Raw genomic sequence first — 14,197 nt, 5'->3', positions numbered from 1 at the left:
ATGTCATTATTTAAGAACTGATTAACCTTGTTCTGCTAACTGTGTCAGTCCCGCTGCTGTCACACGACAAATTCGCCAATCATCTAAAATATCTGCCCCCATGTGGCGATAAAACGCCTGTGCTGACACATTCCAATCTAAAACACTCCACTCCAAGCGCCCACAATCTCGTTCTACAGCTATCTTAGCTAATTTAGTCAATAAAGCTTTACCAACACCTTGTCGTCGAAATTCCGGTAAAACAAACAAATCTTCCAGATAAATTCCTGGCTTAGTCAAAAAAGTGGAATAATTATGAAAAAATAGGGCAAACCCCACAGCTTGCCCCGCCGATTCTGCTAATATTGCCTCTATATATTTTGGTGAACCAAATAAATGCTCCTTTAGTGCCAGAGCATCACCCGTTACAGCATGAGATAACTTCTCATATTCTGCCAGAGCCTGAATTAAAGCAAACAGAGTCTGACAATCATTTGGTTCAGCAAAACGCACAATTAAATCACTACGCAAAGTCATTAATATTTAATCCATAGTCAACAGTCCATAGTTTATACCGAAGCCCATAAATTTTCTTAACTATACTGCAAACGGGTCAAACTTGGACTTATGTCATACTGACCGTAACGTAGTGCAGGGAAGTATCTCGGAGATTCTTCACTTCGTTCAGAATGACACTTTTAACCCGTTTTTAGTATAATAACGAAAGTTGCTAGTTAGGGAAACTGTCAGATATGGCATACGCCACGCTATGCCTACGTCACACTACGTGAACGCGAACAGGATTTCCAGGATTTAAGGATGAACAGGATGAAGTCTGGGATTTTATCACCAATTACCCATTACCAGCCTCAACTAGATAACTAGCAACTTGGGTGAATAGTCGGACAAAATTAAATTCACTTGTTGAGAGAGGGAACAGGGAACAAGGAATAGAAAAATGTCCTAACAATTGCGGCTACTGCTATAACCGTTTAAATCTTGTTCTTCTTCCTTCTTCCCTCTTCCTATCCCTACGGGATGCTACGCGAACGCGCTCTTCGCTTCTTCGCGGTTCATTAAATCCATATTCCTCCACTAAATCAACCACCCCTTTAAACGTTTAGCAATATGGGGACGACGTAACTTTCGCATAGCTTTACTTTGAATTTGACGCACTCGTTCACGAGAAAGGTTGAACATATTGCCAACCTCCTCCAAAGTGCAGGGTTCGCTGGTTGTCAGTCCATAGCGCAAAGAAATCACGTCTTTTTCCCTTGGAGTGAGGACATCACCCAAAACTTCCCAAATCTCCTGACGCATCATGTTTTCATTCATTTTTGCTTCTGGAGACTGGTTATCTTCATCTTCCAGCAAATCCATCAATTCAGTATCTTCTTCCTTACCAACACGGTGATTGAGAGATAACGCTTGACGACGGAGTTGTTGAAGTTGACGAAGTTGCTGAACACTAATTTCCAAAGATTCAGCCATTTCAGCTTCCGAGGGGTTACGAGCTAATTTTTGCTTGAGTTCCCTTTGGGCTTTTTTGAGTTTGTTAAGTTTTTCAACAATATGAATAGGGAGACGAATAGTTCGCGCATCATTAGCGATCGCTCTAGTAATCGCCTGTCTAATCCACCAGTAAGCGTAGGTTGAGAACTTATATCCTTTATCGGGGTCAAATTTTTCTGTAGCGCGGTTTAAGCCCATAGCACCTTCTTGGATTAAATCCAGAAAAGGAACTCCCCGGTTTAGATAGCGTTTAGCGATAGATACCACCAACCGTAGGTTAGAACGAATCATTTTCCGCTTCGCCACCCGTCCTTGATACAACCGACTTTCCAGTTGTTTTTCTGTCATCTCCAACTTAGCAGCCACTTCGTTTTTACTCGGTTGCTGTCCTAGTTCCAATTCCAAAGCTGCTTGTAAGTCTTTTACCTCTTCGAGAAACCTCACTCGCCTTGCTAACTCCACCTCTTCATCGGCTTTTAGCAAAGGGTAACGCGCCATTTCTTTAAAAAATGCGCCTACAGCATCGTCATGTTCGGTTTTATTGTATCCCGAAGGGCGAGCGGCTGCCATATCATCCCCATTCCGTTCCTCTGACTCCAAATTTTCTACAATTGCAGAGTCATCAAATACTACTGCATCCAAACTATCAAGTGATGGTTCTTCATGATCAGCAGCGTTCTCCAGTATTTCCATTGTTCCCAATTCAGCAATATTCATAAGTTTTTTTTCGGGATTGTTGCTTTGTTTGGTACATAATTTAGTGACAGCCGCTCATTTGAGGCTTGGTAGTTTTCCTTTAAGGATGAATACACCCATTGACGAAAGCAAAATACAATTTTCTTGAAAATTCCTCAGTCGGAATGAAAATTTGTATCCATCCGTCATGCTTTTGGTTACTTTTAGATACAATTTATATTGTCTTTGCACCCAAAATACCATCTTTTTCCACTACCAGCAGACATATTCCTCATTTTTTTATTGATCACCAAATATGTCAAACCCCTTCAAACATTCTCAACCTTAACAAATATAAAAATTCCATCTCAGAAATCCTATGTCTTAAATTTTCATGTATTTTCTTAGATTTTTGTTAGCTTTAGAGGATAGAAGTGGAAGCTTCCCAAATGATACAAATTACAAAAATGGTAGCTTAAAATCCGGACAATCTTAATTGTATAAAAGCATCTCACATAGGAAAAGTATTTAATATCTATCATTGGGTGGAAAAAGTATACTCCATATTTAGTAGACAAAAAAACGTTTTATTTACATATCAAAGACGTTCATTTGTATAGTCAATATCAAATATTTATTGCACGTACTGTAGAAACTAATTTGTCTAGTAGATTACACAAGTTAAAACTTATCAAGTATGATTGGTAATAAAAGTATTGCGAAATACAGTTTGCTTGTAGTAATATAACCAGTTAAAGTTAAGTGAGCTTGGTCGATATTCTCCGAGTGCATGGCAACAATATCTGTCTAAAAAGTTAGAAATGATGTATATTAATAGCGTACAATTATCTTCTGTAGCCGTAGCTGAACCTGGGGAGTCATACCAATCAAAAACAACTGTTTATAGATGGATTGAAGTACTCGTAGATTGTCCAGGAAGCTCAGAGTTATTTACATATCAAATACCACCTCAGTTAGAAATCAAACCAGGGGATATTTTAACTGTTCCTTTTGGGGCGCAACAAGTGGGTGCGATCGCAATTCGCTTCTTGTCTCAACCGCCAGCAGATTTAGCACCAGAGAAAATTCGGGAAGTAGAAGATGTAGTCAGCAGAAAATTTTTCCCTAGCACCTATTGGGAATTGCTCAACCGCATCGCCGCTTATTACTATACGCCTCTAATTCAGGTAATTCGGGTGGCTTTACCACCAGGATTATTAGGGCGATCGCAACGTCGTCTGCGTTTGACTTCCTTGGGAAGAGATCAAGATGTCTCTAACAATACTTCTGTTTTCATGTCACCCACAGCCCAACAAGTTTTATCACTACTGCAAAAAACCTCTACAGGTGACTACAGTTATTACTATATTCAACAAAAAGTTAAATCTTCCTATCGAGGAATTCGTGAACTAATACGTTTGGGATTAACAGAAAACTATTTAGAACCGCCCCGACAAAATCAACCTAAACTGCAAAAAGCGGTAACACTAATAGATAATATTAACCGAGATTTAACCCCTCGTCAAAGAGAAATTGTTGAAGTGTTGCGGCGACAAGGTGGAGAATTATGGCAAAGCGAATTATTACAAATTTGTAGCGCCAGTACATCTATCCTCAAAGCTTTGGTAGAAAAGGGATATATAGTAATTGAAGAACGGGAAATATTACGCAGAGAACAAAGTCCTCTCATGGCTGGGGATCAGGCAAAATCTTTAACAAATGCTCAAACTAACGCCCTAGAAATAATACAATCTTTAAACGGATTTGCTCAAGTTTTATTACATGGGGTAACAGGTTCAGGAAAAACAGAAGTATATTTGCAAGCGATCGCACCTCTCCTCAATCAAGGTAAATCCGCACTAGTCTTAGTTCCCGAAATCGGACTCACACCCCAGCTAACAGACAGATTTCGCGCCCGATTTGGAAACCGAGTCCAGGTTTATCACAGCGCCCTCTCCGACGGTGAACGCTACGACACATGGCGACAAATGTTCACCGGAGAACCGCAAGTAGTAATTGGGACTCGCAGCGCCATTTTTGCCCCTTTACCTAATTTGGGTTTAATCATTTTAGACGAAGAACACGACAGCAGCTTTAAACAAGATTCCCCCATTCCCACCTACCACGCCCGTACAGTCGCCCAATGGCGGGCTGAATTAGAAAATTGTCCGTTAATTTTGGGTTCCGCTACCCCTTCTTTGGAGAGTTGGGTGAGTGTTGGAGAACATGGAAACGAAGGAGGTAGAGAAAAAGAGCTTTCCCCCTTGCTCCCTGCACCCTGCTCCCCTTCCTCTTATTATCTTTCACTTCCTGAACGGATTAACTCGCGTCCCTTACCACCGGTGGAAATCGTGGATATGCGTCGGGAGTTACAGGAGGGAAATCGGTCTATATTTAGTAGATCCTTACAAGAAGCTTTAGAAGATTTACAAGAGAAAAAACAGCAGGGAATATTATTTATTCATCGTCGGGGACATAGCACCTTTGTTTCTTGTCGCAGTTGTGGCTATGTGTTGGAATGTCCAAATTGTGATGTTTCTCTGGCGTATCACCATGTAGAAGAGGGTGCGCCGCAATTATTAAGATGTCATTATTGTAATTATGGGCGATCGCATCCCCCCCATTGTCCAGAATGCAGTTCTCCCTATTTAAAGTTCTTCGGTAGCGGAACTCAACGAGTAGCACAAGAATTAAACCGCCAATTTCCCCACCTCAAACTAATTCGCTTTGATAGCGATACCACCCGCAACAAAGGCGCACACCGCAACTTACTCACCCAATTTGCCAACGGTGAAGCAGATTTATTAGTAGGGACACAAATGCTCACCAAAGGTTTAGACTTACCCCAAGTCACCCTTGTTGGTGTTGTCGCTGCTGATGGTTTATTACATTTATCAGACTATCGCGCCAATGAAAGAACATTTCAAACCCTCACTCAAGTAGCAGGACGCGCGGGAAGAGGAGAAGATCCAGGCAGGGTAATTGTGCAAACTTATACCCCAGAACATCCAGTTATTGAAGCAGTTCAAAAACATGATTATCACTCTTTCTCTAATGCAGAATTAGAACAAAGAGAAGCACTTAATTATCCCCCTTATGGTAGATTAATTTTATTGCGTTTGAGTAGTACTGACCCCATTCAAGTCCAAAATACAGCCCAAATCATCGCTACAACCTTCAGTGATCAAGAAGGCTTTGAAATATTGGGTCCAGCACCAGCTAGTATTTTACGGGTAGCGAATCGTTATCGCTGGCAAATATTACTTAAATTTGACCATGAAGCATTACCTAATTTACCAGATTGGCAAGAAATCAGAGCGCTTTGTCCCCCCTCTATCAGCTTAACGATAGATGTAGACCCGATTAATATTATGTGATTCATTAAGTAGCTGATTATTCTCCTCCTCGCTTGCGGGGAGGGGTTAGGGATGGGGTCTTATTTTCAAGTCAGGTGGACATGAGATAACCAAAATGTCTGAATAAAAGTAAATAGGTCTGAAACTCTTTTTCCCCCTGCCTATTTTTCAGTAGCAATAATATGTAAATCTATTTTTTGATCTCTGATTAACTCCATTAATCGTTGCGTAAAGGAATCTTTAAAGAATCTTTTCCAGCGAGGCTGCTGGCTTTCACCAATAACTATTTGGGTGATATGATGAGTTGCAGCAACTTGGGCAATAGCTTGAGGAACATTATTACTTTTCACATAAATAAATTCACCAGAAAATTCTCGACATAGTTTCTCACAAGTATCAATATGTAAACTTTCTTTTTTAGTGAGAAACCGTTCAGAATCTGCAATGAATATAGTATATAACCTGGCATTCATATAACTGGCAATTCGCGCACCACGACGTAATAATTGAATCGAATTTGGATAAGTAGAAACACATACTAAAACTCGTTCATGGATATTACAACTGTGTCCAGCATTAGTTGAAGTATTTGCCTCTTCTTCAACAGTATCTGCTACTTCTCTTAATGCCAATTCTCGCAAAGCAATCAGATTACGACGCTGAAAAAAGTTTTCTAAAGATTGCTCAATTTTGTCAGTAGCATAGATTTTACCTTCCCGCAAACGCTCTTCTAAAGTTTCTGGAGTTACATCAATAACAACAACAGCATCAGCTTCATCTAAGAGAATATCAGGAATACGTTCTCGCACCACAACGCCTGTAATTCTTGCTATTAAATCATTCAAACTTTCCAAATGTTGAATATTAACAGTAGAATAAACATCTATACCAGATTCTAAAATTACTTCCACATCTTGATAGCGTTTTTCTCTAAGTGAACCTGGTATATTGGTATGAGCCAATTCATCAACTAAAACCAGTTGGGGACAACGGTTTAAAATTCCTTCCGTGTCCATTTCTTGGAGGTTGATATTCTTGTGAATACTAGCTTTTTTAGGAATCACCTCCAATCCTATGGTTTTTTCCGCCGTATCTTTGCGCCCATGAGTTTCTAAAACCCCAATCACAACATCAATTCCGTCTTGTTTAAGTTGATGTGCTTCCTCTAGCATTTTGTAAGTTTTCCCCACACCAGGAGCCATACCAATGAAAATTTTATGCTTTCCACGTCTGGTCGTGCGGATATAAGAATTGTCAGGAGAGGGGATATTAGAATGAAACATGAACAAGTTCCTACTTATATCTTAATTTTATCCAATGATAGATTCAGCTTTAAAACATTCACTCCTGGTTCACCAAAAATACCTAAAAAGCGACCATCTGTGCTTTGAGAAATTAAAGTTTCCAGTTGATTTGGTTCAACTCCTCGCGCTTTTGCTACTCGTGCAATTTGTACCTTTGCACCTTCTGGAGTAATGTGAGGATCAAGACTTGAACCAGAGGTGTAGACTAAATCAGCAGTAGGTTGGATACCCGCTTTTTTAAGTCTATTGATTTCACCTTCATTACCATTAATACGTTCTAACAATGTTGGATTACTGGGAGCTAAATTACTAGCACCAGATACACCAGTTTTCAAAATACCATCTTCATCATTTTTTGGATCTGCCGTGCTGTAGTTAGTAGTACTGGGACGACCCCAAAAATACTTTTCACTCGTAAAAGATTGACCAATTAAAGCTGAACCAATAATCACACCTTGAGAATTTTTAATTAAACTACCATTAGCTTGATCAGAAAAAGCAACTTGTCCCGAAATTAACATAAACAACGGATAAATAACAGATGTTATCACCCATAAAACTAAGGTCGAACGAATTGCTTTACCAACTTGATGTCTCTGACTCATATTCAAATCTCCCTAGCTAAAAAACCACAACAAAAAATCCTCTCTGCGCCTCCGCGTCTCTGCGTGCAAAAAAACTAATTAAAACCTCTCAGGCTGAAAAATCACAACAAACAAATAAACGCAAAGACACAGAGTAACAAGTCCCAACAAAGTAATCGTATAAGCCGAAAACCGCGATTCTGATATCGGTGTTGCTGCTTGGACTGCTGGTGCTAATAATAAATTCAAACAAAGCAGTAAAAACAGACCCAGAGGAACACGATTTCGTTTAGAAATTGCCAATGCAAATACTTCTGAAATTTCCGGTTGTAAATATCCCATAATTTAAAATCCAAAATCCAAAATCTAAAATTAATTAGGCTAGTCCTACAGATGCAATAAAAACGTCAATAATTTTGATAGCAATAAAAGGAGCAACAACACCACCTAAACCGTAAATAAAGATATTCCTTTGTAAAAGTTGATCAGCAGTGAGAGGACGAAATTTCACACCACTTAATGCTAAAGGAATCAATGCCGGAATAATTAAAGCATTGTAAATTAAAGCTGATAAAACCGCTGATTGGGTACTTGCTAAACCCATGACATTTAAACCACCTACACCAATACCAGGGAAAATTGCCGGAATAATTGCGAAATATTTGGCAACATCATTAGCAATTGAAAAAGTTGTCAAAGCCCCACGAGTAATTAGTAATTGTTTACCAATCGTGACGATATCAATTAATTTGGTGGGGTCAGAATCCAAATCCACCATATTAGCAGCTTCCTTTGCAGCTTGTGTACCCGAATTCATTGCTACACCCACATTAGCTTGAGCTAAAGCTGGTGCATCATTAGTACCATCTCCAGTCATAGCGACTAATTTTCCTTGAGCTTGTTCATTCTGAATTACTTCAATTTTATCCTCTGGTGTTGCTTCAGCAATAAAGTCATCTACACCAGCTTCCTGGGCAATTACCGAAGCTGTGAGACGGTTATCTCCTGTCAGCATGACAGTTTTAATGCCCATTCTTCGCATTTGATCAAATCGTTCTTTAATCCCTGGTTTGATAATATCTTTGAGATAAATTACACCGTAAACATCGTCATTTTTACAAATTGCTAATGGTGTTCCACCTAATTTAGAAACTCGCTCATAAGCAGCATCTAGTTCTGGTGTTAATTTTCCATTTCGAGAACGTACAAATCCTTTAATTGCATCTACAGCACCTTTACGAATTTCTACACCATTTGGTAAATCAATCCCACTCATGCGCGTTTTTGCCGAAAATTCAATTCCCTCCGCAGTTTTTGAATTAAAATCTAATTTTGCTCCTAATATTTCAGCTAATTTAACAATTGATTTTCCTTCAGGAGTTTCATCAAAAATACTAGATGCTAAAGAAATTTGGGCAACTTCATCTAGGGAATGACCTTTAACAGGAATAAATTCCTCTGCCATGCGGTTTCCTAGGGTAATGGTTCCCGTTTTATCCAAAACCAAAGTATTAATATCTCCACAAGCTTCTACAGCCCTTCCAGATGTAGCTATGACATTAAATTGAGCGACTCTATCCATACCTGCAATCCCAATTGCACTCAATAATCCGCCAATTGTGGTGGGAATTAACGCCACTAATAAGGCAATTAAGACCGCAATACTTACAGGTGATTTAACATAAACTGAGACTGTAGGTAGAGTAGCAATTACTACTAAAAAAACTTGAGTTAGCACTGCTAAAAGTACAGTTAAAGCAATTTCATTGGGGGTTTTTGTGCGAGAAGCCCCCTCAACTAAAGAAATCATCCGGTCAATAAAACCTTGACCAGGATCTGATGTCACCTTAATAGTTAATTCATCAGAATTAATGCGTGTTCCTCCAGTTACAGAACTAGCAATATCAGTTCCCGGTTGTTTTAAAACTGGTGCAGATTCTCCAGTAATAGCAGATTCATCAACAGCAGCTACCCCAGCAATTACTTCTCCGTCTGCGGGGATAACATCACCTGCGATAACCTTAATTTGATCACCACGACGCAAAGTAGTAGAATTAACTTCTTGAATAGAACCATCAGGAAGAATTTTTCGGGCTGTAACATCAGATTTTGTCGCTCTTAAAGAGTCAGCTTGAGCTTTTCCTCTTCCTTCGGCCACCGCTTCTGCAAAGTTGGCAAAAACAAGAGTAAAAAATAAAATTATCGTAATCAAACCATTAAAAAGTCGTGGGTTATTACCAGGAGTGACACCAAAAAGATTCGGTTCAATAGTTACTAAAGCCGTAATAATTGTTCCCACCCACACCAAAAACATAACTGGATTTTTCAGCATATTGCGTGGGGTTAATTTGACAAATGCTTGTTTAAAAGCTCTAGAATAAAGCCCAGTCTGTTTAACCTTGGGAGTATGTTTGCGTTCTTGGCGAGTTTTTGTAATTTTCATGGAAATTTAGTTATTTTTTAACGCAGAGGGGCGCAGAGGTTAGCGCGGAAGTACGCTGAGGTTTTGGTTTTTGTTAACTTCCTTTTGCAATCAAAAACCATTCAGCAATGGGACCTAAAACTAATACAGGAAAGAAGGTTAGCGCCCCAAGAATTAAAATTACTCCACCTGTAACTCCAGTAAATAAACGAGTATCAGTTCTGAGAGTACCTGAAGTTATAGGAACTGGTTGTTTTTTAGAAATGCCATCTGCTAATAACAATAAAGCGATGATAGGAATGTAACGACCAACTAAAATGCTAATACTGGCACTAAGATTCCACCACAGGGTATTATCTCCCAAACCTTCAAAACCAGAACCATTATTGGCAGCAGCAGAAGCATATTCGTAAACTACTTGAGAAATGCCATGAAAACCTGGGTTACTAATACCAGAGAGAGTATCAGGAAAGGCAAAAACTATTGCCCAAGGAATCAAAACTGCGAAGGGATGAACTAATAAAACTACACTAGAAAGAACTATTTCTTGTTTCTCAATTTTGCGTCCTAAAAATTCTGGTGTTCTTCCTACCATTAAACCAGTCAGGAATACTGCCAAAATCAAGTAGATAAATAAATAGGCTGTGCCGGTTCCCTGTCCTCCCCAAATAATTTGTAAAAACAGATTTGAGAGTGTAGAAAATCCACCGGGAGGCATTAATGAATCATGCATTCCATTCACAGCACCACACATTGTTGCTGTTGTCATCACTGCCCAAAGTGCTGTTTGCGCCCAACCAAATCTGACTTCTTTTCCTTCTAAGTTGGGTTGCTGTGATCCTAAAAGAGAATTAACAAGTGGATTTCCTTGATATTCACCAATTGCTGTGATTACTACTAAGAAAATAAAGATGATAAATACCATCCAAAATACTAGCCAAGCTTGTTTGAGATTATTAGCAAATACTCCATAGGTGTAAATCAAAGATGAAGGGATGGAAATCATTGCCCAAGTTGCTAATAGATTAGAAAACCCATTGGGATTTTCAAAGGGGTGGGCTGAGTTAACACCAAAAAAGCCGCCGCCATTTTCACCAATTTGTTTGATTATCTCATAATGGGCAACTGGTCCGCGTGCGATCGCTTGTGTTGCTCCTTCCAATGTTGTGGCTGTGGCTACTCCTGCCAGGGTTTCGGGTACACCAGCCATGATTAATAATAATCCTCCTACAATGGACATAGGTAGTAAAATCCGGGTAATTGCTTTAGTTAAATCACCGTAAAAATTACCTAGCTTTCTCCCAGTTAAACCCCGAATAAAGGCAATACCCACTGCTAAACCAGTAGCAGCAGAGGTAAACATTAAAAAACCTAAAGCGAAGGTTTGACTAGCATAACTGAAGGTTGTTTCTCCAGAGTAATGCTGTTGATCTGTATTGGTTAAAAAGGAGAGCGTGGTGTGTAATGCTAAATCCCAATTTGGGGCTTTTAATTCTGTAGAATTTAGTGGTAAAAATCCTTGAGTCATGAAGATGCTAAATACCAAAATCGCCATGACAAAATTACTATAAAGCACCGCTTTGGCATATTGCCAACCTGTCATTTCATCTTCTAGACGAACTCCACTTAAAACAAAAATTATTCTTTCTAATGGGTTTAACACGAGGTCTAGGGGTGTTCTTTCACTTAGAAAAACACGAGCGATATATCTTCCTAGTAAGGGAGTACTGGCAATGACAATCATTAATGTCAACGCAATTTGAATCCAACCTTGTAACATGAATTATAAAATCTCCTCAAAGAAAGTTTTTATGGCTTATCAGTATCAATCTTGTTATCCTTTTATTCAGGAAATTCTGATACGTCTTACGCCACGCTGCGCTATCAGACAGTGATACTTAGATGATTAATTCATATCATCAATTATTGTGGAAATAAAAACAAGGAATACAAGGGTATAAAAATCGTTTAGTTTTTATATACAGGTGTTTAGTCAAAGATATATATTAGTGTTTAGGAAGTTTAGCAAAAAGCTAAACTATAGATATAGATTTATTTAAACCTTCCTAACTTATTTAATAAGTCGGGAACCTGAATGATCTGAACGTTAAGAATTGATATAGTTATATAAATTGATATCAGGTGGCTGTATAAATGGCATATTTAAAAGTTAAATTCATAAACAATAACTTAGAACTCGGTAAAATATTGCTGATTGTGACAATATTTATTTTTCTAGGAGTTTTAGAATATTCCACCCCAAATGACTATGTTTTTGGATATCTTTACAGTGGAGCAATTTTATTAGTCAATTCTTGGTTTGGGGGAATGGCAACAACAAGTGCAACGTTTGTTGCTGTGTGCCTAACCATTTTAAATGCGTGGATACCTGGATCTGAAGTTATTCTTCGGGTTTCTACTATTGCTAGTCGAGTAATTGCAGCAATGGCGTTGATAGTCACAGGATTTTTAAGTCAACGATTGCGAAAATCCCAAAAAGCCATTGCCCTCACTCAAGCTAAACTCGAATCCCAAACCCAATTAGTAAGACTGCGAGAAGATTTTGCTTCCACACTTACCCACGACTTAAAAACCCCACTTTTAGGGGCAATTGAAACTATTAAAGCTTTTCAACAAGAAAAATTTGGTGCAGTTTTACCAACTCAACAGAAAGTTTTGGCAACAATGGCACGCAGTCATGAAACTTCCCTAGATTTATTAGAAACTTTGTTGGATGTTTATCGCAATGATACTGAAGGCTTAAAACTGGATTTAGCACCTGTGGATTTAAGCATATTAGCAGAAACGGCAGCGGCTACTTTGATTGAATTAGCAGCTAATCGTCGCATTCATCTATCATTAAACTATAGTAACTCTGATTGGAAGCGATCGCTTTGGGTTAACGGTGATGCTTTGCAACTACAACGAGTTTTTAGCAATTTGCTAATAAATGCTATCAACCATTCTCGACGTGGTGATCATGTTAAAGTTGTCTTAGAAACTCAAGCTTCCTATCAAGTAGTGAAAGTTTTAGATACAGGTGCAGGAATTCAACCTGAACAGTTTCCTCTCTTATTTGAACGATTTTACCAAGGAAATAGCGATCTTGCTGGGCTTTCCCAACGTCAAGCCAAAGGTTCTGGATTAGGACTTTACTTATCTCGGCAAATTATTGAAGCCCATCACGGTATAATATGGGCAGAAAACAGAGTTCCCAATGGTGCCATTTTTGGTTTCAAGCTCCCTGTTTTGCCATTTTCATATAATACATGAGATGTCTTCTACCAAAATTAAAATCCTTCTAATTGAGGATGACGAACTTTTCCGTTTGGGCTTGTGTGTGCGATTGCAGCAGGAAACAGGTTTGGAGATTATCGCCGAAGCAGAAGATGGTGAAACAGCCATTGAGTTAGTTAACCAATATGCTCTCGATATTGTTCTTTTAGATGTAGGATTACCAGGAATTGGGGGAATTGAAACCTGTCACCAAATTAAACAAAAATATCCTAATTTGCCAGTTTTAGTCCTAACTTCCCATGCGGAGAAATCTCTAATTGCGCGATTAATTTCAGCGGGCGCTCAAGGCTATTGTCTTAAAGGAATTGCCGCTGAAAAATTGGTTTTAGCTCTCCGTTCTGTAGCTGCTGGAGCATCTTGGTGGGATGAAACCGCAACTAAAGAAATTCGTTCTTCTTTTGCATTTAATTCATCTCATATCCGTTCAGAAAATATTTTAAAATCATCTAATCCTCTTACCCACAGAGAAGAAGAAATTCTCACACTTCTAGCCGCCAACAAAACCAATCATCAAATAGCTGAAACTCTTTACATTACAGATGGAACTGTCAGGGTTCATGTTCATGCAATACTTCATAAGTTGGGAGTTGGTGATCGTCAAAGTGCTGTTGTTGTTGCTTTACAAAAACAGTTAATTAATCCCTTGTAACTGCCAAAGTTTTTAATTACAAGTTATTCTAATCATGCCCTACTATACTAGACTTTGGCAGCTTTGATCTGGCAATATATTCTCGTATCACTAATCATATTCACTAAAATTGGAAAATATAGAATATAATTATCAGCTAATCCTCCGTTATGCTGGGTATTTAGATATATTGGAAGGTGTAATCTTATACTAAATATCAGTGATAATGTAATAAAATTATCATTGGGTTCTAGATTTTGGAGAGCAGGAAAGATAATGTATTGTATAAATATAGGAATCCTATAGATAATGCTAACTGGCGAAAAAATGAATAAGACTAAGATTAAAATATTTTTAACATCAACAAACATCTAGAAACTAGTAAATTCAGATTTAAGAGTTGAGGTAACTAGAGTAATTACCCAATTATCAACAATCAA

Annotated in this window: 10 protein-coding genes; 3 read left to right on the top strand and 7 right to left on the bottom strand. The window is 38.6% G+C overall.

Annotation, left to right across the window (positions count from 1 at the left end):
- Positions 1-21 precede the first annotated feature (21 nt).
- Both VB713_RS17640 and VB713_RS17635 read right to left on the bottom strand, forming a co-directional pair.
- A complete protein-coding gene (locus tag VB713_RS17640; protein ID WP_323312817.1) occupies positions 22-516 on the bottom strand; it encodes a GNAT family N-acetyltransferase in 495 nt (164 codons plus the stop codon).
- Positions 517-1,074: 558 nt separating this feature from the next.
- The gene (locus VB713_RS17635) at positions 1,075-2,208 is read right to left on the bottom strand and encodes an RpoD/SigA family RNA polymerase sigma factor (RefSeq protein ID WP_323312816.1); all 1,134 of its coding nucleotides are present in this window, start codon (positions 2,206-2,208) and stop codon (positions 1,075-1,077) included.
- A 782-nt stretch (positions 2,209-2,990) separates the two neighbouring features.
- Here VB713_RS17635 and priA point away from each other — a divergent pair.
- The gene (priA, locus tag VB713_RS17630; RefSeq protein ID WP_323312829.1) at positions 2,991-5,543 is read left to right on the top strand and encodes a primosomal protein N'; all 2,553 of its coding nucleotides are present in this window, start codon (positions 2,991-2,993) and stop codon (positions 5,541-5,543) included.
- A 140-nt stretch (positions 5,544-5,683) separates the two neighbouring features.
- Here priA and VB713_RS17625 read toward each other — a convergent pair whose 3' ends face one another.
- From VB713_RS17625 to kdpA, 5 genes are all read right to left on the bottom strand, one after another.
- Positions 5,684-6,805 (bottom strand): sensor histidine kinase KdpD, encoded by a 1,122-nt coding sequence (locus tag VB713_RS17625; RefSeq protein WP_323312815.1) that lies wholly within the window; start codon positions 6,803-6,805, stop codon positions 5,684-5,686.
- 14 nt (positions 6,806-6,819) lie between these two features.
- Positions 6,820-7,431: a K(+)-transporting ATPase subunit C gene (kdpC, locus tag VB713_RS17620; RefSeq protein ID WP_323312814.1), complete on the bottom strand. Its 612-nt coding sequence runs from the start codon at positions 7,429-7,431 to the stop codon at positions 6,820-6,822.
- Positions 7,432-7,509: 78 nt separating this feature from the next.
- Positions 7,510-7,752, bottom strand: coding sequence for a K(+)-transporting ATPase subunit F (gene kdpF / locus VB713_RS17615; RefSeq protein WP_323312813.1), 243 nt, complete (start codon positions 7,750-7,752; stop codon positions 7,510-7,512).
- Positions 7,753-7,786: 34 nt separating this feature from the next.
- Complete coding sequence (gene kdpB, locus VB713_RS17610) at positions 7,787-9,853, bottom strand: potassium-transporting ATPase subunit KdpB (protein ID WP_323312812.1); 2,067 nt, start codon at positions 9,851-9,853, stop codon at positions 7,787-7,789.
- A 73-nt stretch (positions 9,854-9,926) separates the two neighbouring features.
- A complete protein-coding gene (gene kdpA, locus VB713_RS17605) occupies positions 9,927-11,612 on the bottom strand; it encodes a potassium-transporting ATPase subunit KdpA (RefSeq protein WP_323312811.1) in 1,686 nt (561 codons plus the stop codon).
- Between the two features lie 374 nt (positions 11,613-11,986).
- Here kdpA and VB713_RS17600 point away from each other — a divergent pair, with 374 nt between their 5' ends.
- On the top strand, positions 11,987-13,105 hold the full coding sequence (locus tag VB713_RS17600; protein ID WP_323312810.1) for a HAMP domain-containing sensor histidine kinase: 1,119 nt from the start codon (positions 11,987-11,989) through the stop codon (positions 13,103-13,105).
- A 1-nt stretch (position 13,106) separates the two neighbouring features.
- Positions 13,107-13,778, top strand: a complete 672-nt coding sequence (locus VB713_RS17595) for a response regulator transcription factor (RefSeq protein ID WP_323312809.1) — start codon at positions 13,107-13,109, stop codon at positions 13,776-13,778.
- Positions 13,779-14,197 lie beyond the last annotated feature (419 nt).

This window comes from Anabaena cylindrica UHCC 0172, assembly GCF_034931625.1.
In the GTDB taxonomy this organism is placed as follows: Bacteria; Cyanobacteriota; Cyanobacteriia; order Cyanobacteriales; family Nostocaceae; genus Anabaena; species Anabaena cylindrica_A.
The sequence above is the reverse complement of the archived record's forward strand: the minus strand, read 5'-3'. Positions and strand labels throughout refer to the sequence as shown.

What these genes read in the sequence shown, in the direction of transcription:
- VB713_RS17640 (WP_323312817.1), bottom strand. Translation starts at nt 516, where the DNA reads ATGACTTTGCGTAGTGATTTAATTGTGCGTTTTGCTGAACCAAATGAT.
- VB713_RS17635 (WP_323312816.1), bottom strand. Translation starts at nt 2,208, where the DNA reads ATGAATATTGCTGAATTGGGAACAATGGAAATACTGGAGAACGCTGCT.
- priA (WP_323312829.1), top strand. Translation starts at nt 2,991, where the DNA reads ATGTATATTAATAGCGTACAATTATCTTCTGTAGCCGTAGCTGAACCT.
- VB713_RS17625 (WP_323312815.1), bottom strand. Translation starts at nt 6,805, where the DNA reads ATGTTTCATTCTAATATCCCCTCTCCTGACAATTCTTATATCCGCACG.
- kdpC (WP_323312814.1), bottom strand. Translation starts at nt 7,431, where the DNA reads ATGAGTCAGAGACATCAAGTTGGTAAAGCAATTCGTTCGACCTTAGTT.
- kdpF (WP_323312813.1), bottom strand. Translation starts at nt 7,752, where the DNA reads ATGGGATATTTACAACCGGAAATTTCAGAAGTATTTGCATTGGCAATT.
- kdpB (WP_323312812.1), bottom strand. Translation starts at nt 9,853, where the DNA reads ATGAAAATTACAAAAACTCGCCAAGAACGCAAACATACTCCCAAGGTT.
- kdpA (WP_323312811.1), bottom strand. Translation starts at nt 11,612, where the DNA reads ATGTTACAAGGTTGGATTCAAATTGCGTTGACATTAATGATTGTCATT.
- VB713_RS17600 (WP_323312810.1), top strand. Translation starts at nt 11,987, where the DNA reads ATGGCATATTTAAAAGTTAAATTCATAAACAATAACTTAGAACTCGGT.
- VB713_RS17595 (WP_323312809.1), top strand. Translation starts at nt 13,107, where the DNA reads ATGTCTTCTACCAAAATTAAAATCCTTCTAATTGAGGATGACGAACTT.